This window comes from Methanosarcina mangrovi, assembly GCF_052057765.1.
Classification (GTDB): domain Archaea; phylum Halobacteriota; class Methanosarcinia; order Methanosarcinales; family Methanosarcinaceae; genus Methanosarcina.
This window is the reverse complement of record NZ_CP195120.1, coordinates 377,421-398,303: the sequence shown is the minus strand read 5'-3', so window position 1 is coordinate 398,303 and position 20,883 is coordinate 377,421. Positions and strand designations below refer to the sequence as shown.

Here is a 20,883-nt window from a genome sequence, read left to right as displayed (position 1 = left end):
TGGGAGCATATTTATATTTCTTCTGCAGCTTTGATCCTTTCTTCTTCTGTAAGCTGAGCAAGTACGACACCCGGTTTCCCTATTCCCACAATCTTTCCGTCGCGCATGAGGGCAACCCGGTCGCAGATCTCATTTACAAAATCCATATCATGAGAGACGACAACAAAGGTTTCTCCGATCTCTTCTCTGGCTTTGAGGATGGAGTTTGTCACTGAGACCTTGGTAATGGGGTCCATGGTCCCCGTAGGTTCGTCCATAATGACAATCCTTGGTTCTTTAATCAGAACCTGTGCAAGTGCTATTCTATGTCTCTCACCTTCACTCATTTCATCGGTCATTTTGGGCAAAACGGCTTTTGCCTTATTTTCTTCAAAACCTGCAGCCTTGAGAGTAATTATGGCTTTTCGGACCCCGAGTTCGAACGGGAGATCCAGACTGATGGATTCTGTAAGATTGTCTATTACGGAGCTGTGGGTATAAAGCCCGTATTCCTGGTGAAGGAATCCCATATATTTCGTTGCTCTGCCTTTGTTTTCGACCCCTAATTTTGTCATGTCCACCCATTCGTCTCCGATGCGGACTTCAACTTCTCCCGAAGTAGGGGGCAAAATTCCCATCAGGATTTTCGAGGTTGTGGTCTTGCCTGCTCCGCTTATCCCTACAAGCCCGAAAATCTCTCCTTCGTTCACGTCAAAAGAGATTTTGTCAACAGCTCTGACCACGCCACGATCTACTGAAATGTAGCGCTTTGAGAGGTCCCTTACGCGGATAATGGGTTCGCCTACCAGAGCGTTCTTTTCCTGCCTGACCATGGACACACTTTGCATAAAGATTGCAGAAACCTCAAGCGGGTCTCCTTCCTGAACGACTTCTCCGTTTTCAAGCAGGATTGCCTTATCTGCCAGTTTCTCGATTACTTCAGGCCAGTGGGAGGTCAGGACCATGCTCATGTTGTAGTTCTTAACAGCATTTATAATGGCTTCGTGAACAAGTTTTGCAGTCATAGGGTCAAGGGTACCCGTAGGCTCGTCAGCTAACAGAAGGAGAGGGCTTCTTACGAGCTGCCTTGCAAGCACGACCCTCTGTTTTTCTCCACCGGAAAGTTCCCTTGCCACATGCATCATACGGTGGCTCAGGTTTACCTCCTCAAGGAGTTCAACAGCCTTTTTCATGGCGTCTTCTCCCTTATACCCGATTTCATTCAGGGAGTTTATGACGTTTACCAGAACTCTTTCATCCCCATAAAGGGCAAAGGTTCTCTGGAGCATGATTGCAATACGCTTGGCAATATCCTTTCTTATCGGGTCGTAAAGTGAAAGTTTTATAAAATCAGCTTCGAATTCCTCAAGCGTCTCCCCGCAGACAGGACATTTCAGGCCTATTTTGCTTGGACGCTCTATATATCCACATTTCTCACAGCGGGCCAGGTGATAGATTACTTCGCCTGAGATATTCTCAAAAGATTCGGTCCCGCGCAACACATGCATCAGGATTGTTTTCCCTGATCCGCTTTTTCCCAGGATTCCAACGACTTCCCCTTCGTTGATCCTTAAGTTTACATTTTTCAGGGCTCTGAGACCGTCAAAGTCTACAGTCAGGTTTTTAATTTCGATAAATACTGGCATTTATTTTCCTCCGCAAATTATGAGCTGCAAATAAGTTCTGGTGGCTTTCTCCCGCCTGCCTGGGCGTATTCGCTCAAGAGTGAAAAGTAATTACTTTAAAGTGAGTACCGCATCAACATAAACAATAAATTTCACACATTTGGGCAACAACTAGATAAGAGTAAACATTACATAAACATAACGCATTATTTTGTCACTGTGAACATCCAGAATCAATATCAGTAGGGAAATTTGCTGGATATTTAATTATTGCAATCCTTTTACCACATCCACGACTTTTATTATATCTTTGAGCACCACATCCGCTGCGTCCCTTAGTTCTTCGGGCCTTTTATCTCCCTGCTGGACGGTCATAATCCCTATGTCTGCTGCCCTGAGCGCCAGGATATCGTTAATTCCATCCCCTACCATAACTACCTTCTCATACTTGCTTTTAAGTTCAAGCACCACTTTCTCCTTCATAAAAGGATCTGCAAAAGCAAAGACTCTTTCCAGAGGGATGTTTACGAATTCTGCAAGTTGCACAAGAGAAGACATTCTGTCCCCGGATGCTATGTACATATCCACCTCCATAGCATGAAGCAACTGGATGGTCTGCAGTGTCTTGCTGAAGACCTGCCCTCCAGTGCTGAGCACGTAGGGGATTCTTCTTGCCTTCGAATCCACTATCAAACCTGACGCGAGATAAATGCTGTCAGGGCAGCGGGATGTAACTGCCTCAAGCACATCATGCACGTCCCCCATCAGGAGAGAAGTCCCTCTTATAACTTCAAAGGCAACATCCGGAGTAAACTTTCCTTTTGAACAGCTTATACCGATTGAAACTCCATATTCCTTTATAAACTCAAATAAAAACATATCCCTTCTTGAGCGCAGGATTATTTCTTTCTCGGTATTGAGAGCTACAAGGCCACAACCGTTTTTCTTCGCGACAATGGCAGTGCTCTCTATGTTTTCAAGAATATTCCCAGTGCTTGATTCTTTAGCAACTCTGTACATGTGGAGAAGAGTGCCGGCACTGTCAAAGACCACTGCGATTCGTTTGGCCATGTCAATTGATTAATCTATAAAATAAAAAAATCTTTGTAAAAGCCCGGAAAAATAGACGGGAAACAGAGATTTATAAAAATAAATGAAGTAGGGAAATTAAACTTTGATTAACATTTCCCCTTAAAGGATTGAGGCTCCCGAGAGCAAGACTCCGGCAAAAAACCCGATAATTGCTCCGGAATTCAGGAAAGGAAGCCCTGCCTGGGGCTTCCCTCTCATTACCAGGACGGACAGGAACATGTGCCCTACAAGAGTTCCCAGCATTGCTCCAAGTACGGGGTATGATAATCCTCCGTTTTCGAGGAATACATTTGCGGAGACTACCAGCAGGGTGGGCATGACTGCGTCTCCGAGGCCCATGAAAAAAGCTTCACGTTTTTCCCCTTCTTTGAAACTTTCCGTGATGAATGAATAGTTAGAATGCTTTGGGATTATGAAAAGAATGGGCAGTTTGAGATCCATGACTCCTTCAGCCATAGTTATCATGTGCTTTGTCTTATACACCGAGATGGCATCATAAACCGCAAGCAAGATCAGAAGGACAATTACAGGAATAGTTGAAAGGGAAATTCCTATCAGGGCACTGACCCCGCCTGCTATGCAGACTCCCAGAATATCGATTACATACCATTCCGGATATTTGTAAAGCAGTACTGTCAGCCCTATAGAAAGCAGGAGGGAAGCTATGTTTTCAAGTCCTGCGAAGGAAGGGATCAGGGTAAACAGTGCGAAAAATACATAGTACAGAGTACTGACTATGGCGAGGTATATGAACAAGCTGATGACCCATTTCATGTTTTTCTTTATCGCTATCAGGACAAAAAGCGTAAAAACCAGGATCATCACGATATAATAAATCGAATTGGAAACCTGTGTCGGATCTTCAAAAGCCTGCATATCATTGATTTCCATCGGCATTGATAGAAGAAGGGCGAGAACCTGCACTATCAGGATTAAACCTGCCATGGAGAGAATCGGTAAATAGTCTTTAAGTGAATGTTCGCTGGAACTCAAGTAACGGACTCCCTATTTATTGACACTATGCTTTTTCTATTCCTTTATATATTTACTCTATCCTCTGTCCTCAAATTTTATATCCTTTTATATATAATCCACTTTGCCAATTGCCTGCCTTACTCATATTTTTTCTGCAATCTCGGTCTGGTCTTACAATTTTTCTTGATTTTCATTTTGAGAGAAGTCTCCACTACCTGTTAGTTTACCGGAAAGGAGTCACGGCAATTCTCGTCAGGATACTGTCCGGGAATTTGACGGATCAGGAGAAAAAATGAATCGAGATAAATGATACATAAATAGTTTATGCAAAAAATTATATAGAATCACTGTATAAAAAATAAGCAAAAATAAAAAGATAATAAATATGGAAATGTGATAAAAATAGAAAACAGTATAATAAGCAAAAATAAAAAGATAGTAGATTTGAAAATGCGGTAAAAATAAAAAGCAGTATAATACTTTAATGGAATTATCTCCATCTAATAATTTCCAGCTCGTTATTGAGGAATTTGTGGTTTTGCATGAAGTTTATAATTGCATCGGGAGAATTTCCATAAGTACGTAGAGGTATACAATGGAGACCAGAGATACAGTATTTCTTGTTGTGATGGTTCTGTCGTCTTTCCTTCTATCCTTCCAGTGGCTTAGAAGGTTTACATACAAGCCCACAAACCCTTTCATTGACCCCTTAATCATCATATCCATTATGATTCTGGCCGGAACATTATCTCTCATGCTCATCTCTATTAACAACAAGCTTCAGGATTTTGAAGACAGGATAGAAGCAAGGGACCGTTCCCTCAGGGTTAATATGGAAAGCTCGGAAACAAAGATCGAAGAAAGGATGAATGAGCTCTCAAGCAAAGTTGATAATGCAGTATACGAATTCAACCGCAGAAAATATCACTGATTTCTGCTCACAACATTACTTTTTTCCTGCAGGCGTAAATACGGGCAGGTTTCTTCCATGATCCAGATTTATCCGGAATCCATAGATCATCCAGAATTTGCGTTCACATTTATTCCTTCCGGTTGTGCCCTGACCTTTTAGTAAGTGAAATATTAAAGGAAATACCTGCTGTTCTGAGCACTTCTGACGACTCTGTGTGCTCAAAATTATTACTCATTTTTTTGTGTTTTTCCCTCCAGGCCTAACCTGTCTCCCACTGGTTTCCTATCCACCAACATAGTTAACATAAAATACATTAAGATTTCTTTATATGAGAAAATTTGACTTTTTGCAATAAAACTTTTCTTTTTAACCGAGGGGTTATACGAATATACAGGAATAGTTCTTTTTATCCAGATATTATCTCTTAATATGAGGGTTTTTCTTTTATTATTTTCTCTTCAATTTTCGCCTTTCTATCAAATGTTTTTTCTCTCTTATCCTGTGTTTTCTTTTCATAGTTTTATCTTTTCACAGTTTTTTCTTTGCCTTTGTATTCAGATCCTATTTTTTCTTTAGGCACCTTTCAAACGTATTTCTCTCCATTTCTCCCTCTTATTCACCAGGGCGGTTTTTAAACGGATTTTATCGTTAATCAACGATCATCAGGAAAACTTCCAAATGTTTTCATTTTGAAATATCTTTTCAGGCGGGCGATTTATTCAATTCGTGTGAATTAGTTGCCCTGCGGCGTAACCCTCGTACAAACAGACATAATTAGAAAGAAAAGTTAATATACAGGTTTTGTGAGAGAGGGCTGGACTTACATTTTAATTAAATTAAATTTGATAACACTTTCATATATATAAATAACAATTTATGTTATTAAACCATTAATAAAATGACACCCCATATTGACTTTTCGGGTTCAAGCTCCACGATTTAGGAAAGTTTATATATCGGATGTTCTGTAGTGAATGGGAAGATCTGAGACCTAAAAGTAGATAAATATATTAAAATTGATATAGTGAATCGTAAGTTATTATTACCCAGAGTTAGTATATTGATTACCTTGTGTAAACAGGTAAAGAAGGAAAGCTAATATGCACCTCAATCTTGAACCGATTGGCATTATCAAAAAGGTTGCAAATAAGTCGGAGATTTTGATTTATTCTGATTTTGAGCAGGTCATACGAAACATCGTGTCCAAAATAGGAGAAGGAGCTGAAATGGGCCAGAAGCTTCTGGTTATTCACAAAAATAATAGCAAAAAACAAATAGATGGCCACCAGGTCCAGGTCACAAAGGCAACACTTCTGGAAAGGAAGGGAAATCTGCTAACCATATCCAAAATAGAGGCAAATGAAGATTCTGTGATTGATGTCCGACTTGATCTTACTGCATGACATCCTCATACTTCGACATATGCCGACAAAAATTTGAGGTTCCTGGATGTTCTCCTTTTCTCCTGAATAGCTTGGACTGGGATTCATGGAGAGCTGAGTTTGGGATGGAAATTCCAGAAAGCAGGAGTTGCTGCAATTATTTTTATTATTGTTCTTTTTTTGCTGCTGAGCGGAGGCTGTCTGAAAGAGGAAACAGATTTTGGAAATCCCGGCGGCGGCGCTGAAATCGAAAGCAACCATTCTGCAGGACCGGAAATCGATTTTCCGAAACGCCAGTTATCTACGGTTGTCGCGGTCTATATGGTAGGAAGCGACCTTGAGTCTTCAAACGGATATGCCAGTAAGGATATCTTTGAGGCTATTGACGGAGCCTCCACTCTGAACAGGGATGAGACTGAAATTCTCATGGCTTACGGAGGGGCCGCTACTGAGGGGTGGGAAGGCATGACGATCGCAGAGCTTGAAGACCTCAGAAAGGACAGCGAGGATGGGGTCATAGGCAATGAGGAAATCCACAGGAAGGTATATCCCCATGCAAACATGGGAGATGCCGCAGGGCTTGAAACTTTTCTTTCATATATTCGGGAAAACTACGAGAGTGAGAGGACCCTGCTCATTTTCTGGGACCATGGAGACGCTTACAGGGGGCTCTGTTTTGATGAAAACAACGGGTATGACAGGCTGGAGCTGCCTGAACTGAGCTATGCCCTTGAAGCCTCAGGAATGCATTTTGACCTTATCGGTTTTGATGCCTGCCTCATGTCCACCCTTGAACTTGCAAGAGCAGTTGAACCTTCTGCCGATTACATGCTTGCCTCCGAATCAATCGAACCTACCCACGGCTGGGACTATGCTGCTTTCATCGGGTATATCTCAGGGTCTCCCGGAACCTCTACGGAAGAAATAGGGAGGGTTATCATTGACAGCTATCTGGATAACCCAACGCACGTGCCTCCCAGAACCCTTTCTCTCCTTAAACTTTCCAAAACCGAGGAGGTACTGCAGAATGTAGATTGGCTTGCAGAGGATATGGGGACAAGCTTTTCAAACTCAAAAGGGTATTGCGGGCTTGGGGCATCTATTACGAAAGCCCGGAAATTCGGGGTCGAGCCAAAGAAAGGCTCTGAAATTTCAATGGACCTGAAGAGTTTTGCCCTTAGAATCGGCGAGGAAATGCCGGAACTTGCAGGCAGGTCTGACTCGCTCATAAAATCGCTTGAAGATTTTGTTATTTACTCAAGGCAGGACGGCACAATGCCTGAAGCATACGGGATTGCCATATATTCTCCCCAGACTCAGGACAACTACTCCACGTATTACGGCAGGGTTTCCATTTCAGAAGCATGGTCGGAATTCCTTGACGGTTATTCCGTGAAAACCTGTGCGGACTTCACAGAACCCGGCATCTCAAAATCCGGAAATTCTTTTTTAGTAGAAGATGATTCCGGGCTGGCTTCGGTAGACCAGGTTTACTTTATAGCCTCTCCGGAAGGCCCGGTTCTTATAGGAAGGACGCCCCTTACCTGTTCAGGGGACACGAACTACAGCCTCCCCGCCTGGGGAGGGGAATGGATTTTCATTGAGAACTCCAAAACAGGGAAAAGCTCTCTTATTTATGCAGCCTGCGGAGGAGAAAGCGAGAACGGGGACAGAATACTTACTGCCGAACTGGGGCTTCAAAGAGACGGTGAGTTCAGATCCTGTCTTACCCAGCTTTACCTGGACACCCTCAACGGGACTGTCAGGGTTTACATGAATCCCTACGAAGTCCTTGACAATGGAAACGTCCTGTTCTCAAAAGAAGTGCTTGAACCGGAACCCGGAGATATCATCACTGCATACGCCCCTGTCTACGGAAAAGCCGGCATCAAAGACTGGACAACACTCGGAAGGCTTAAGATGGATGAAAATACAGCTTTTATCTATGACTCTCTGCCTGAGGGGACCTATTATACCGCACTCTATGCAGAAGATTACCGCCTTAACTTCAATATGAGCGAACCTGCAGAGATCATCCTGGAATAAATTTCCTGAAAATCCTCCCATGAAGAATTTCCTGAAAATTCCTCTCCTGAAATAATTTATTGAAAATGTCCTTTTTGATTTCCCTATATCTCAGAAGGCCGTTAATATGGCAACAAGCATAAAACTTCAGTACGCATAAAGCCTATTATCCAGAAAATGAAGATGCTGGAAGCGAGATGCCGGGAACGAGATGCCGGGAACAACAGATATCCCCGGACTAAAACTGCCTTAGGCTAGTAGCTGCCCGGAGGCAGTAAAAGGGTTGAAAGCAAAGAGTAAAAGTAAAGAAGCCTGAGGCTAAAAAAGAGTTTCATACACCAGAGGGAAAAATATGGGCACGGATATAGGAGATCTGCTTCAAAAAAGGAAAATAGAGCTTTCTGACCTCTCAAATCGGGTGGTTGCAGTTGATGCATTTAACACCCTTCACCAGTTTTTGAGCATTATCCGCCAGAGGGACGGGAGTCCCCTGGTTAATTCAAGCGGGAAAGTGACTTCCCACCTCTCCGGGCTGCTCTACAGGACAGCAAGCCTTGTCGAAGCTGGTATCAAACCTGTTTTCATCTTCGACGGCAAGCCCCCTGACCTTAAGTCCGAAACCCTGAGCAGAAGGAAAGAAGTAAGGGAGACTTCCCTGGAAAAATGGGAAAATGCAAAGGCTGAAGGGGACATCGAAGCTGCTTACAAGTATGCTCAGGCCTCTTCAAAGGTTGACCCGGATATTGTTGAAGATTCAAAATATCTCCTCAGCGTAATGGGTATTCCATGGACACAGGCGCCCTGTGAAGGAGAGGCACAGGCTGCACATATGGTTCTTAAAAAGGATGCCGATTATGTTGCTTCCCAGGACTACGATTCTTTCCTTTTCGGAGCCCCTAAAGTTGTCCGCAATATGGCTGTCACCGGAAAGCGCAAGCTCCCTGGAAAGAATGTATACGTTGATGTCGAACTTGAAGTGATCGAACTCGAGGAAACCCTCAGGGCCCTGGGAATCAACAGGGAGCAGCTTATCGATATTGCAATCTGCGTGGGTACGGATTATAACAAAGGACTGGAAAAAGTGGGCCCTAAAACCGCTCTCAAATTGATAAAAAAGCACGGAGATATCCATGCCGTGCTCCGGGAAAAAGGGGTGGAAATCGAAGGGCTGGACAGAATAAGGGAACTTTTTACCCATCCTGAGGTTACGGACGACTATGAAATAAAATGGGGAAAACCGGATTCCGAAAAACTCATCAAATTCCTTTGTGAGGAAAATGACTTCTCCGTAGACAGGGTCGAAAAAGCTTCAGAACGCCTTAAAGCAGCTTCAGGAGCCAGGCAGAAAACCCTTGACCAGTGGTTCTGAAGAGTTTTAAGAGCAGAGGGATTTATGAGCCTGACAGGATATGAACCGGAGCTTTCAGGAGAAGTACACTCATATTCCCATACCCACGGAGTTGTTGACCCCGAAATTCTTTCCACGGATAAAGGGCTGTATGCGGTCAAATGGTCCTTTGCAGGCCTGATGCTAACTGCGCTCTTTCAAATTCTTGTCGTCTGGGTTTCGGGCAGCGTAGCCCTTCTTGCCGATACGATTCACAACTTCGGGGATGCCGCAACTGCAATCCCTCTGGGTTTTGCCTTTCTGCTCTCCAGAAAAAAACCCAACAAAAGTTTTACTTACGGCTACGGCAGGGCAGAGGATCTCGCAGGGCTGTTTATTGTTTTTCTTATCTTTCTCAGTGCAGCAGTTGCAGCCTATGAATCGGTTCACAGGCTTCTTTCTCCCCAGCCTGTTGATTATCTATGGGCTGTAGCTGCAGCTTCGATCATTGGTTTTCTTGGGAATGAGCTGGTGGCAAAATTCAGGATAAGAGTCGGAAAAGAAATCGGAAGTGCTGCCCTTGTTGCTGACGGCTACCATGCGCGGGCAGACGGATTTACCAGCCTTGCCGTACTTTTCGGAGCCCTGGGGGCCTGGCTCGGGTACCCTCTTGCAGACCCGATAATCGGGCTTTTGATCACAGTTGCAATCCTCCGCATAGTCCGGGAGGCAGGCAAATCCGTTTTTTCCCGCATGCTGGACGGGGTTGACCCTCAAATTGTTGATGAAATCCGGCTGGTAGTAAACCAGGAAAAAGAAGTAAAGGATATTACGGAGGTAAGGGTTCGCTGGTTAGGGCACAGGCTTTATGCGGAAGTTAATATCGCGGTAGAATCCGGACTCTCGGTTAAGGAAGGGCATGAGATCGCGGTAAACGTGAGACACAGGATGCTCCACGGCCTGAATTACCTGTCAAATGCAGTTGTACACGTAGATCCCCTGGGGGCATCTGGAGAGACCTTTCATCGCCTTCCCGGGCACGACCCCGGGGCTCAGCCACCTGATTCGCAATGAACCTGCAAGCTTCCGGACTCTAAACGATTTCAAAATTATTTAACCCGGATCTTAGCTCGGGTTTTAGGTATCAGGCTTTAAATATCAGACTTTAAATATCAGGCTTTAAATATCAGACTTTAGAGATCTCTGCCCCGCTGTTCTTTGCCCGAGTCATCATTGTGATTCCACCGACTGATTCGTCAAGCATTTTCTGGACTTCGGCCTGGAGCTGCCTGCCTTCTTCCCTGTTATCCACAAAGGCATAAACTACAGGTCCAAATGAGCTTACTCCGGCGCCGTAACTCCGGCTGCGCATGAAAGAGGCAATGTTCTTAACGAAATCAGGCCAGATCAGACTTTCCATTTTGTTGAAACCCACGGTCTGGACATGGTTTACTGCAGCTCCGAAACTTTCGATATCTCCCTCGATAACTGCAGGCATCATCTTCATGAGTACCATGTGTGCAACCTCCCTGACCTCCTCTATCGGCAGAGGGCAGAATTCCTGAAATACATCGATCTCCTGCTGGTCGTGCATGCCCTTATCATTGGGAACTGCAATAACGACATCCCAATCCGGAAAATCCTCTCTGAAAAGTACAGGCCCCGGAGGCACCCTGCTTGCGGCTGATGGCATGAAAGCCCCTTTGTCTTTGAACCTGTGCCCCCCATCAACTATGAATCCGCCCTTTTCAAAAGCCGTTACTCCTATACCCGAGGTTCCACCTCTTTTTACGGCAAATGCAAGTTCTCGAACGCTTTTTTCAAGTCCGTACAGCTCATTCACAGCTGCTGCCGCAGCCAGGGCGGCCTGGGTACCTGATCCAAAGCCCACATGAGCGGGAATCAGAGATTCGACATCAATTCTGACCCCTTTTCCTTCAGGAAGCAAGACTTCGGCGGCCTTTCCCATACGGTCGGCAAATCCCTGCAGTCCTTCTATCCGTATTTCGTCAGCTTCTGCCGCAGTAACTTTTATGTTAGGAGAGGAAAGGGTAAGCCCTGCCCCTCCGTCAACTCTCCCGATCTCACCATTCATATCGATAAGGGTTATGTGAAGCCGGCTGGGAGTGGTTATTTTGATCATGCGTAGACAACCCCGAGACAAACACTTGAAATTTTTATAATAATATCGGAATCTTTACTTTCTATTGTAACTGCTGATATTTAATCTTTTTAAAAAAATCCTGCCTGGAAGACACGGAATATGCAGGATGAAAGCTGAAACGAAGAAAAGGAAATGGAAGGGAAGCTGAAATGAAGAAGAGGAAATGAAAGGGAAGCTGAAATAAAGAAGAGGAAATGAAAGGGAAGCTGAAATGAAGAAGGGGAAATGGAAGGGAAGCTGAAACGCAAAAAAACAGGGAGAAAAGAGAAAGGCAGTAAAAAGATAATTGAAAGAAGAATTAAAACGTTTCGAATCTTTCGTTAATGCTTCCTGCCCTTATTATTACTTTAACTTCCTCTTTACCGTTACTCTTTTACAATCAATGATTTACCTTTCATCTCTTCGGGTTTAGGGACCCCGAGAAGGTCCAGTAAGGTGGGAGCGAGGTCAGACAGTTTTCCGTTCTCAAGGGCTTTTACTTCACCGTTTCCTGCGTAAATGCACCTTACGAGATTTGAGGTATGGGCTGTGTGTGGCTCTCCCGTGTGCATGTTTTCCATCTGTTCGGCGTTTCCGTGGTCTGCAGTTATAAGGGCCACACCTCCTGCTTTTTTCAGAGCTGCCGTAATCCTGCCCACACAGGTATCCACAGCTTCTACCGCCTGTACAGCGGCTTCAAAAATACCGGTGTGCCCTACCATATCCATGTTTGCGAAATTTAGTACAATTACATCATACTTTCCGGACTGGATTCTCCGGATCACCTCGTCCGTTACTTCATACGCACTCATCTCGGGTTTGAGGTCATAGGTGGCAATTTTCGGAGAGGGGATCAGGCAACGGTCTTCTCCATCATAGCATTTTTCCTGCCCGCCGTTCAGGAAAAAGGTCACATGGGCGTATTTCTCGGTTTCGGCAATGCGAAGCTGGACAAGCCCCTGCTTACTGAGCACTTCCCCAAGCACATTTTCCAGATTTTCAGGCGGGAAGGCAATGGGCAAATCCAGGGTTTCATCATACTGCGCCATGCAAACATAGTGGACCTTCGGGCGCTTTTCCCTGGGGAAACCATCAAAGTCATCATTTACAAAAGCCCAGGTGAGCTGTCTTGCCCTATCAGGCCTGAAATTAAAGAAAATTATGGAATCATTGTCCTGCACTACTGCCTCAGGCTTTCCGTCAGGGCCTGTGACCACGGTGGGTTTTACGAACTCATCGGTTTCTCCCCTAGCATAGGCGTCAGAAACTGCAGTTTCGGCATCAGAGGTGGTATACGGGGCGACTCCGAGGGTCAGGGCATCATAGGCAAGCTTTGACCGTTCCCAGCGCTTATCCCTGTCCATTGCGTAGTAGCGCCCCTGCACCGTCGCAATCCTGGCACTCCCGTTTTCTTTACAAAAGGCATCAAGCTCCCTGATATCTGCAAGAGCAGCTTTAGGGGGCACGTCTCTTCCGTCCAGGAAAGCATGTATATATACCTTTTTTAGCCCATTGTCCCGTGCAAGTTTGAGAAGGGCATAAAGGTGAGTCATATAACTATGAACGCCTCCGTATGAGACAAGCCCCATGAGGTGCAGGCTTGAATCATTGAGCTTCACGTTTGAGATTGCGTCCAGAAAAACAGGGTTTTCGAAAAAGTCCCCGTTCCTGATTGAGAGGTTTATTCTTGTAAGGTCCTGGTAAACAACTCTTCCTGCCCCTATATTCAGGTGGCCGACTTCGGAGTTCCCCATCTGACCTTCCGGCAAGCCTACGGCTTCCCCTGAGCATTCCAAAAAACACCAGGGATATTCTTTCAGCAGGCTGTCGAGGTTTGGAGTTTCAGCTACCAGGATAGCGTTTCCTTCTGAGGCTTCCCTGTAACCCCAGCCGTCAAGGATCATGAGCATAAGAGGTCTTCTTGCCTGAGTCATATGAAGGGAATTCCACACCTGCTCATAAATAGCTTGTCATGAAACCCCAAAAATCCTGTATAAGATTCTCTGAAGATGTCTTATGAAATTACGTATTATATATTTATGATGTATTGAAAATATATTTACTGTCCGTAAATATAAGTATTAATAATTACATACTTCACCAAAAGGTAAAAAAGAGACAGCAAAAACGGCAGCATGTCTCTATGTATTTCTTATAGGAAGTTCAGGTAAAATCTCCGAATAACGGGAAGGAGGATTGGAATCGTGAGTCAAGACATTAAAGATGTTATGAGCATTCGTGATGTAAAAATAAAGGATTTATCCGCAAACCCTGCTCCACTGGGTTTGATGGGGTTCGGAATGACGACTGTACTGTTGAATATACACAATGCAGGCTTCTATCCGATGAATGCAATGATCCTTTCTATGGGCTTTTTCTACGGCGGAATAGCTCAGATTATTGCAGGAATAATGGAATGGAGGAAAGGGAATACTTTCGGGACAACAGCTTTTACCTCATACGGGCTTTTCTGGCTCACGCTTGTGGGAATTGTCATGCTTCCTAAAAATGAAATCTATGCAGGGTTTGCAACCGCATCGTTCCCCTTTGCTGCATACCTCTTTATGTGGGGACTTTTTACCCTTGTCATGTTCATAGGCACACTTAAAGGTTCAAAAGCCCTCTCTGTTGTTTTCCTGGCTCTTGCAATTCTATTTTTCTTGCTCGCAGTAGGAAACTACCCGGGAAACCCTGCAATACTCACAATAGCCGGTTATGAAGGGATCTTTACAGGACTTGCCGCAATATATACAGGTCTTGGTCAGGTACTGAACGAGGCATATGGGAAAAAGATAATTCCGCTCTGAAAAGGCACGTGAAGGTTCAGGGATGTTTTTTTTGGGCTATTAAGCCCATTTTTTTATTAACCTTTCAACCTACTTATTTTTTATTAGCTATTTTATCAGTTGTCTTTTGGCTATTCTTAGTTAGGTTGATTAGCTGCATATCGTTGATTTTTGTTAGCTATTTTTATCATTAATTTCATCAGCCACTTTCATCAGCCACTTTCATCAGCCACTTTTATCGCCTGTCTTTCAGATAATGTCCAAAGCTGTCGTTTAGTCCGAATCAGTCTTTAACGGGGCAGATTCATTTACACATTTTATATGATTTTTTAGTAAAATACTTATTTCTTGATACTTATCTGTTTTTTCGTATTACACAAATCGAGAACGGGAAAAAATAAATGAGGAAGCAGGATGGATCTCAAAATCGACTGGAACGAACTCTGGAAAGAAAGAATGGAATTACAGAGTAAAACACAAATGAATACCGATTGCACAAATATATGGAAAAGAAAAGAGAGTGCAAAAAGGTTCTGGGAGATGTCTCTGGAAAATAAGGATCGGGTTGAAAAAACCCTGAAAGGGATGGCTCTTACCCCGGAGTCCAGGGTCCTCGACATTGGAGCAGGGCCCGGAAGCCTGGCAGTTCCTCTTGCTGGGAGGGTTGAACATGTAACAGCAGTTGAACCTGCAGAGGGGATGATGGAGGTTCTGAAACAAAATATAGAGACTTATGAGATCGGGAATATCGACTGCGTCTATAAAGACTGGGAAGCTGTTGATATAGAGGCTGACCTCTGCCCTCCTTATGATGTCGTGTTTGCATCTTACTCTCTGGGCATGAAAGATATCCGGACCTCAATCCAGAAAATGATTGACGTATCTTCAGGATATGTTTACCTTTACTGGTTTGCAGGAGATACCCACTGGGACATACACTCTCAAAAGCTCTGGCCTATCCTGCATGGGTGTGAATACAGGCAGGGTCCAAAGACAGACATCCTTTACAATGTACTCTATGATATGGGGATCTATCCGGATGTGAAGGTCTTTTCCTTTGAGCACAAAAACCGCTTTGAAAACCTCGAAGCAGCCCTTGAACACTTTAAGCCCCAGTATGCGGCATTTTCACCTGAGCAGGAAGAAATCCTCAGGGCCTACCTCCAGGAAGTACTTGAGGAAGAAAATGGGGCTCTTGTGCAAAAGGGCAGGAGTACAAGGGTCAAAATGTGGTGGAAAGTTTCTGCCATTTGAAGAGAAATTTAACATCAAGTGACACTTCCACCATATTTTCGAGTACAATCTTTCGAACCACCATTCCTGCATGAAATACATGAGAAAATATTACTGATAGAAATAGTTTGCGAAACAGGTTTATATCATATTTTTACGTGCGCCCTCCGTGAAAAATTCCACATATCAGATCCGGGCAAGGTTGTTTGTCTTCAGTAAAAACTGAGAGGACAAAACAATTCATGCCCTCTCATCCTCGTGTTTTTGCCCTTTTTTGCCTTTGTTCTCCTTTAGAACTCTGGCGCCTGTTTAAAGACTGAAGAGACAGATAGCAACTATAAAGGCCTCGAGATCCATTTCCGTGCTACTTGGAATAAGAGGTTTCGCAAAAATTACGTATGTTACCAATATGATAGGTGTCAATCCCACAAAGAGATTATTTTTAGTCATCCATGGTCTCAAGAAGCGCAGTTTTTCATTATAAAGTTACCGTTGCTACTCGAGTAAAGATTTGATCCTGCAAAATATGTTTTTTTGTGGACTTTCAAGTTCTTAGAATAGCGGAGCCCGTGGCTTTTTAATAGGGACAGGACAGGATAATTTATCTGTATAAATATAATAGGTAGTTTATTAACATAGTTATTAGTTCAATGATATACAATTTGTTTATTATTACAGTCATTATACAGATCTGTCGATATTATATTGAAATAATAATATTAAAAAGTCTTACCGTATTAGTTTCATGAGCTCCAATGAATATTCTGGAAGTTTTGGACACATTTTCAAGCACCGCAGAACGATCAATTCGAGATATAGAGAAGAAAATGCTACCTTTGAACTCCTCAAAAGTTCTATTCTAGTTGCGTTCTCAGGAGCATTAAGAATACACCTAGCATTTCTACTACTCCACATACAATCAAGTATACTAACCTGTATTGCAGGTGGTCTAATTATTTATACTGTATATACCCTTGACAGAGCTCTGGAGTCTGAAGAAGATACTGTAAACAGGACGGAACTGAAGGGCTCGAATAAAAAAGTTGGACTCGCAGTTTCATTGCTGGCTTTTGTGGTCGGAACTTATATCCTGGCAAAAGAGGGAATACTCGCACTTGCGTTCGTACCTCTAATAACCGGCTATCTGTACAGTAAAGGCATAAAAATCGGCAAGTTCGCTTTGAAACTCAAAGGAGGACTTGGGATGAAGAATATTGTTGTGGGGCTTACATGGGGCATTTTTATTGCAGGACTTGCAGGCAGCGGGTGCGGAAACCTTGTTCCTATTGTTCTGGTTTTCACTTTCTTCGGAGTAAAACTCTTCATTAACTCTGCCATCTATGATTTCAAGGACATCAAAGGAGATACCCTTGCAGGCATCAAGACCCTCCCCGTAAGCCTCGGAACACAGAAAACCCGCAATCTTCTTTCTGCCATGCACCTGCTCTCCCACCTGGTACTTGGGATTGCCCTAATCCACGGAGTCCTTGCTTTCGAACCCCTTATAATTGTCTACAGTTTCATTTGCGGGCTGATCTGCATCCAGAGCTTTACAGGTTCTGAAGATGAGAAATTTTCTTCCAAAAAAATTGAACGGACCGTGCTTGTGGACGGAGAATCGGCTTCCATTCTTGGACTCAGGATGGTTGCAGGGGCTCTGATCGCATAAAGGCCTGAATGTGCAGAGAGTCAATCAAAAAACTCGGATAAAAGCCAAAACTGAGAATTCATCTGGAGCAAGTTTACGTAAAACATTTATAAAAAGAATGAAGACGGAAGGTAGAGAGCCTGGTTAAACAGACCAGACTGAAGATCAAGCCTCTTTAGCTAACCTTCAATTCTGTTTTTCAGCTTTTTCCTCTTCAGACCTCTCGAAGAGCTGCAACCGAAGGAAAGTTACAGCCTTCAGACTTACAGACTCTTTATCTCAACTGCGTTCTCTTTGTAATGCTTAAAAAGTTCTTCTCCCCACTTAATTGATGAAGAGTCAAAACCCACAAGGTCATGTCTCGGGTCAAAGGTTCCATTTTTGAAAAACAGTGAGAGTGACATAAACCTGTCTGTTACGACAAAAGCTACCTTTGCGCTGTCGTAGACATGGAAACTTGTGTGTTTGTGCTTGAGAAACTCTTCAATCTCAGCGTTATGCTCGCTTTTTATTTTGAAAAAGACATTGGGAGTAACAATTATCGAGATAGGGATGTTCCTGCGAGCCAGCTCAAGAAACATTGTTGGATAGCTGGGGAGAAAAATGGATGAAAAACCCATAAAACGACCGGAAGTCAGAACATTTTCCATGAACGCCTTATGAGAATCATAAATATGTTCATGCTCATCTTTTACAACTCTGCACTCCTTTAGCTCCTGAATTCGGTTTAACAACGGCTCCGGAATTGCTACAAGGTCATGGTCTCTCCAGAAGTCTTCATTTGCTTCTATAGCTGTTAGAGTGTCAAGGAAGGGCCTGTAATATACAGCTGAAACTTTTCCAAGAGAAGTCAACCGATACATTCCTTCCTGTCTTACAATTAAATTGGCGGTCTCCATTTCTTTCAGGCGAGGTAGAATCTCCGGGGATCTCACATCAAAGTAATCCTTGATCTCCGAAAGGGTTTTTGGGCTCTCCTGAAGTAAAAATAAGATATCTTTTCGTTTTTCAGAAAAGGTTAGGATGCTTAAAAGTCCAGTTGATTTCACACGTATCAGCCCATTATTTTTTATACTGTCTCAGGAGTTATTTGAGAGATTTATTGAAAGGCAAGTACTCCGTTTTTGATTTAAAGTGGCGGCATTTGATTTTTTTTAATTCTTTTCATCTTTTATATTGAATAGAGGTGGCACTTATATCAGGATGATATAATATTGCTAGAATGGTATACGAATTCAAGATATATTATCTTTTTCAAGAGTATACTTGATTCTTAATAATTTTTTCTGGTATATAGATATTCTATGTACCGGTCCTTCGAAAATGTGAAATATCCAGTTGAAAAAGACAGATTACTTTACAAATAATTTTCTTATAGCAATGAGATAAAATTATTCCACCAATATACAGATCAAAACTACAGATTCAGTATGCAGGCTGAAAATCAGGGATAAAAAATTGAGATTTAATACTGGCTATTTGAAGAATTATTAATGAAAGTATGCAGCTCCAGCAGGGAGATAAATGCCTGAATAATGTACGAAGAAATTAACAAAGTTTACAGTGAATTAAAACCGGCAACACAGCACTCTTAATCCGGGTGCATAAAAACCTCAACTCCGGAAAAACCCGTACTTCCCGGACCCTGCTGCCCTGAAAAATAAATCTGAATAAGAAAACCTGAATGAGAATGTAACCCCTGCCCTTGGCGCAGGGGCACTAGCGTTTTCGTTGAGCTCAGTATACCCTGAGTTTTCCGTTGTCTGTACGATTCAGTGCAGAAAATGCCGCATGCCTGTAAAAACCAGGGCAATTCCAAGCCGATTTGCAGTAGCAATAACCTCATTATCCCGAATAGATCCTCCGGGGGAGACAATATAACGGATGTTATTTTCTGCTGCATGAATTACACTGTCATCGAAGGGGAAGAAAGCATCCGATGCCATTACACATTCGGACAGAATCTTATGGCAATACTCTTCAAAGGGTACAGCAGGCTGCTCACGATCATAGATTACCTTTAGATTTTCAACTGCCTTTGTGGCTGCCAGTTTGCGGATCGAATCTACCCTGTTAGGTTGCCCTGCTCCCATACCCAGCACCATAAAGTATCCGGGCTCATATTCGTGGGCAAGGATCACAGCATTGGATTTTGTGGCTTTGCAAGCTTTAAGGCAGAACTCCGAAAGGGCACGTTTGCCTTCAGGATATGGAACTTCAGTAACAGATTCCCATTTATCGTAGATCCCTATATCCCGACTCTGCTTAAGCATGCCCCCGATCACGTATTTGTAGGTATATTCAGTCCCGAAAACCTCTCTAAGTTCCGGAAGTTTCAGAAGCCTCAGGTTTTCACTTTTATTTTTCAGGTATTCAAGGGCATCGGGCTTGAAGTCAGGAGCAAGAATGATTTCTACGAATTTCCCGTTCAGGAAAGTTGCAGCTTCGAGGTCGAAAATCTCGTTTGTACAGATTATGCTCCCATAAGCCGAAATAGGGTCTCCGTCCCAGGCTGCCTGCAGAGCCTGAAGGAGGGTGTCTCCCGTAGCAAGGCCGCAAGGGTTATTGTGTTTTACAATTGTTACTGCAGAAGCGGAGTTTCCCAGCTCTTTGACCGTCTGAAGGGCATTATCGGCGTCCACGTAGTTGTTGTAAGAGAGTTCTTTTCCATGTAGCTGGATTGCTTTTGCCAGAGTCGGACCTTCGATTTTGGGATCTTTGTAGAAATAGGCTTTCTGGTGCCAATTTTCTCCGTAGCGGAGTTTGACCCCATCGGTAAACTTCAGGCGCAGGACCTCTTCGCCAAGCAGGATCCTGCTCAGGTAGGTATCGATAGCTGCATCGTAGTCAGCGGTATGCCTGAAAGCTTTAACCGCGAGGCTAGCACGGGTTTTGTCAGAGATTATCCCACTTGAGCGCAGTTCCTTAAGGACATGCCCGTAGTCCGAAGGGTCAGATATCACTGTTACCGAACGATAGTTTTTGGCTGCCGAACGGAGAAGGGTCGGACCCCCGATGTCTATGTTTTCAATGGCTTCTTCAAGTTCCACACCCTCTTTGGAAACCGTTACTTCAAAGGGGTACAGGTTTACGGCCACCAGATCAATGAGGGAGATGTCTTCTTTTGCAGCTTCCTCCATCTGTTCTTTGCTGTCCCGCAGGCATAAGAGCCCACCATGAATTCTCGGGTGGAGAGTTTTGACTCTGCCGCCCATCATCTCCGGATAGCCTGTGACTTCCGAGACATCGGTAACCTCGATGCCGGCGTCGCGAAGGATTTTCGCAGTCCCGCCTGTTGAGATGATCTTCACGCCAAGTGCTTCAAGCCCGCGTGCAAATTCCGCAATTCCTGTCTTGTCTGAGACGCTGAGCAGTGCCCTTTTTACCAAAAAATCACCAATATACTTGGTTTAAAAATTATTAGCTATAAAACTTATGGTTTACACATTATTTTATTAGCAAAAAATTTTGTGATTGAAGAAAATCAGAGTTAAATCCCACAAATGCAACATTTCTGTTAACATTTGATCATGAACCTCATGGATTTCTAGTTCTTTAAGTTTTTGGTATATTACGACTATCTTTTTCGCCCCCTTTGAGATAAGGACCTTCTTTCTGAATAAAAGTTTAGGTGAAATTTTTATTGCCAGGGATAGAAAATAATAGGAGCACAGGAGTGGTATTCCTCAAAATTATTCTTTCAATCTGCTCCTGATTTTTAAATTCAATTTTAATTTTACTTTTAAACTCATTTT

15 protein-coding genes are annotated in these 20,883 nt (G+C 43.5%); 8 read left to right on the top strand and 7 right to left on the bottom strand.

The genetic code is table 11. From position 1 onward, the window contains the following. Window positions 1-11: 11 nt before the first annotated feature. From atwA to ACSAZL_RS01875, 3 genes are all read right to left on the bottom strand, one after another. Entirely contained in the window at window positions 12-1,625 is a 1,614-nt protein-coding gene (atwA, locus tag ACSAZL_RS01885; protein ID WP_440947063.1) for a methyl coenzyme M reductase system, component A2, read from the bottom strand. Between the two features lie 246 nt (window positions 1,626-1,871). Continuing rightward, window positions 1,872-2,675 (bottom strand): HAD family hydrolase, encoded by an 804-nt coding sequence (locus ACSAZL_RS01880; protein ID WP_440947062.1) that lies wholly within the window; start codon window positions 2,673-2,675, stop codon window positions 1,872-1,874. 120 nt (window positions 2,676-2,795) lie between these two features. After that, entirely contained in the window at window positions 2,796-3,689 is an 894-nt protein-coding gene (locus ACSAZL_RS01875) for a presenilin family intramembrane aspartyl protease PSH (RefSeq protein WP_440947061.1), read from the bottom strand. 577 nt (window positions 3,690-4,266) lie between these two features. Here ACSAZL_RS01875 and ACSAZL_RS01870 point away from each other — a divergent pair. The 5 genes from ACSAZL_RS01870 to ACSAZL_RS01850 all read left to right on the top strand — a co-directional run bounded on the left by ACSAZL_RS01870 (window position 4,267) and on the right by ACSAZL_RS01850 (window position 10,392). After that, entirely contained in the window at window positions 4,267-4,602 is a 336-nt protein-coding gene (locus ACSAZL_RS01870) for a hypothetical protein (protein ID WP_440947060.1), read from the top strand. 1,082 nt (window positions 4,603-5,684) lie between these two features. Next, a complete protein-coding gene (locus tag ACSAZL_RS01865; protein WP_011032857.1) occupies window positions 5,685-5,987 on the top strand; it encodes a hypothetical protein in 303 nt (100 codons plus the stop codon). Between the two features lie 99 nt (window positions 5,988-6,086). Further along, window positions 6,087-8,012 carry a clostripain-related cysteine peptidase gene (locus tag ACSAZL_RS01860; protein WP_440947059.1) on the top strand — a complete coding sequence of 642 codons (1,926 nt, stop codon included), beginning with the start codon at window positions 6,087-6,089 and terminating at the stop codon, window positions 8,010-8,012. A 331-nt stretch (window positions 8,013-8,343) separates the two neighbouring features. Next, a complete protein-coding gene (gene fen, locus ACSAZL_RS01855; RefSeq protein ID WP_440947058.1) occupies window positions 8,344-9,360 on the top strand; it encodes a flap endonuclease-1 in 1,017 nt (338 codons plus the stop codon). Window positions 9,361-9,384: 24 nt separating this feature from the next. Further along, window positions 9,385-10,392: a cation diffusion facilitator family transporter gene (locus ACSAZL_RS01850; RefSeq protein ID WP_440947057.1), complete on the top strand. Its 1,008-nt coding sequence runs from the start codon at window positions 9,385-9,387 to the stop codon at window positions 10,390-10,392. A gap of 112 nt (window positions 10,393-10,504) precedes the next feature. On the opposite strand, the gene ACSAZL_RS01845 is transcribed toward ACSAZL_RS01850, so the two are convergent. Then, window positions 10,505-11,461, bottom strand: coding sequence for a beta-ribofuranosylaminobenzene 5'-phosphate synthase (locus ACSAZL_RS01845; RefSeq protein ID WP_440947056.1), 957 nt, complete (start codon window positions 11,459-11,461; stop codon window positions 10,505-10,507). 386 nt (window positions 11,462-11,847) lie between these two features. Beyond that, on the bottom strand, window positions 11,848-13,395 hold the full coding sequence (gene gpmI, locus ACSAZL_RS01840; protein ID WP_440947055.1) for a 2,3-bisphosphoglycerate-independent phosphoglycerate mutase: 1,548 nt from the start codon (window positions 13,393-13,395) through the stop codon (window positions 11,848-11,850). A gap of 270 nt (window positions 13,396-13,665) precedes the next feature. Here gpmI and ACSAZL_RS01835 point away from each other — a divergent pair, with 270 nt between their 5' ends. The 3 genes from ACSAZL_RS01835 to ACSAZL_RS01825 all read left to right on the top strand — a co-directional run bounded on the left by ACSAZL_RS01835 (window position 13,666) and on the right by ACSAZL_RS01825 (window position 17,149). Continuing rightward, window positions 13,666-14,268 (top strand): acetate uptake transporter, encoded by a 603-nt coding sequence (locus tag ACSAZL_RS01835; protein ID WP_440947054.1) that lies wholly within the window; start codon window positions 13,666-13,668, stop codon window positions 14,266-14,268. A gap of 393 nt (window positions 14,269-14,661) precedes the next feature. Continuing rightward, window positions 14,662-15,501 carry a class I SAM-dependent methyltransferase gene (locus ACSAZL_RS01830; protein WP_440947053.1) on the top strand — a complete coding sequence of 280 codons (840 nt, stop codon included), beginning with the start codon at window positions 14,662-14,664 and terminating at the stop codon, window positions 15,499-15,501. Window positions 15,502-16,225: 724 nt separating this feature from the next. Then, window positions 16,226-17,149, top strand: a complete 924-nt coding sequence (locus ACSAZL_RS01825; RefSeq protein WP_440947052.1) for a UbiA family prenyltransferase — start codon at window positions 16,226-16,228, stop codon at window positions 17,147-17,149. A 242-nt stretch (window positions 17,150-17,391) separates the two neighbouring features. Here ACSAZL_RS01825 and ACSAZL_RS01820 read toward each other — a convergent pair whose 3' ends face one another. Further along, entirely contained in the window at window positions 17,392-18,177 is a 786-nt protein-coding gene (locus ACSAZL_RS01820; RefSeq protein WP_440947051.1) for a helix-turn-helix transcriptional regulator, read from the bottom strand. Between the two features lie 723 nt (window positions 18,178-18,900). Then, entirely contained in the window at window positions 18,901-20,517 is a 1,617-nt protein-coding gene (purH, locus tag ACSAZL_RS01815; RefSeq protein WP_440947050.1) for a bifunctional phosphoribosylaminoimidazolecarboxamide formyltransferase/IMP cyclohydrolase, read from the bottom strand. Window positions 20,518-20,883: the final 366 nt, after the last annotated feature.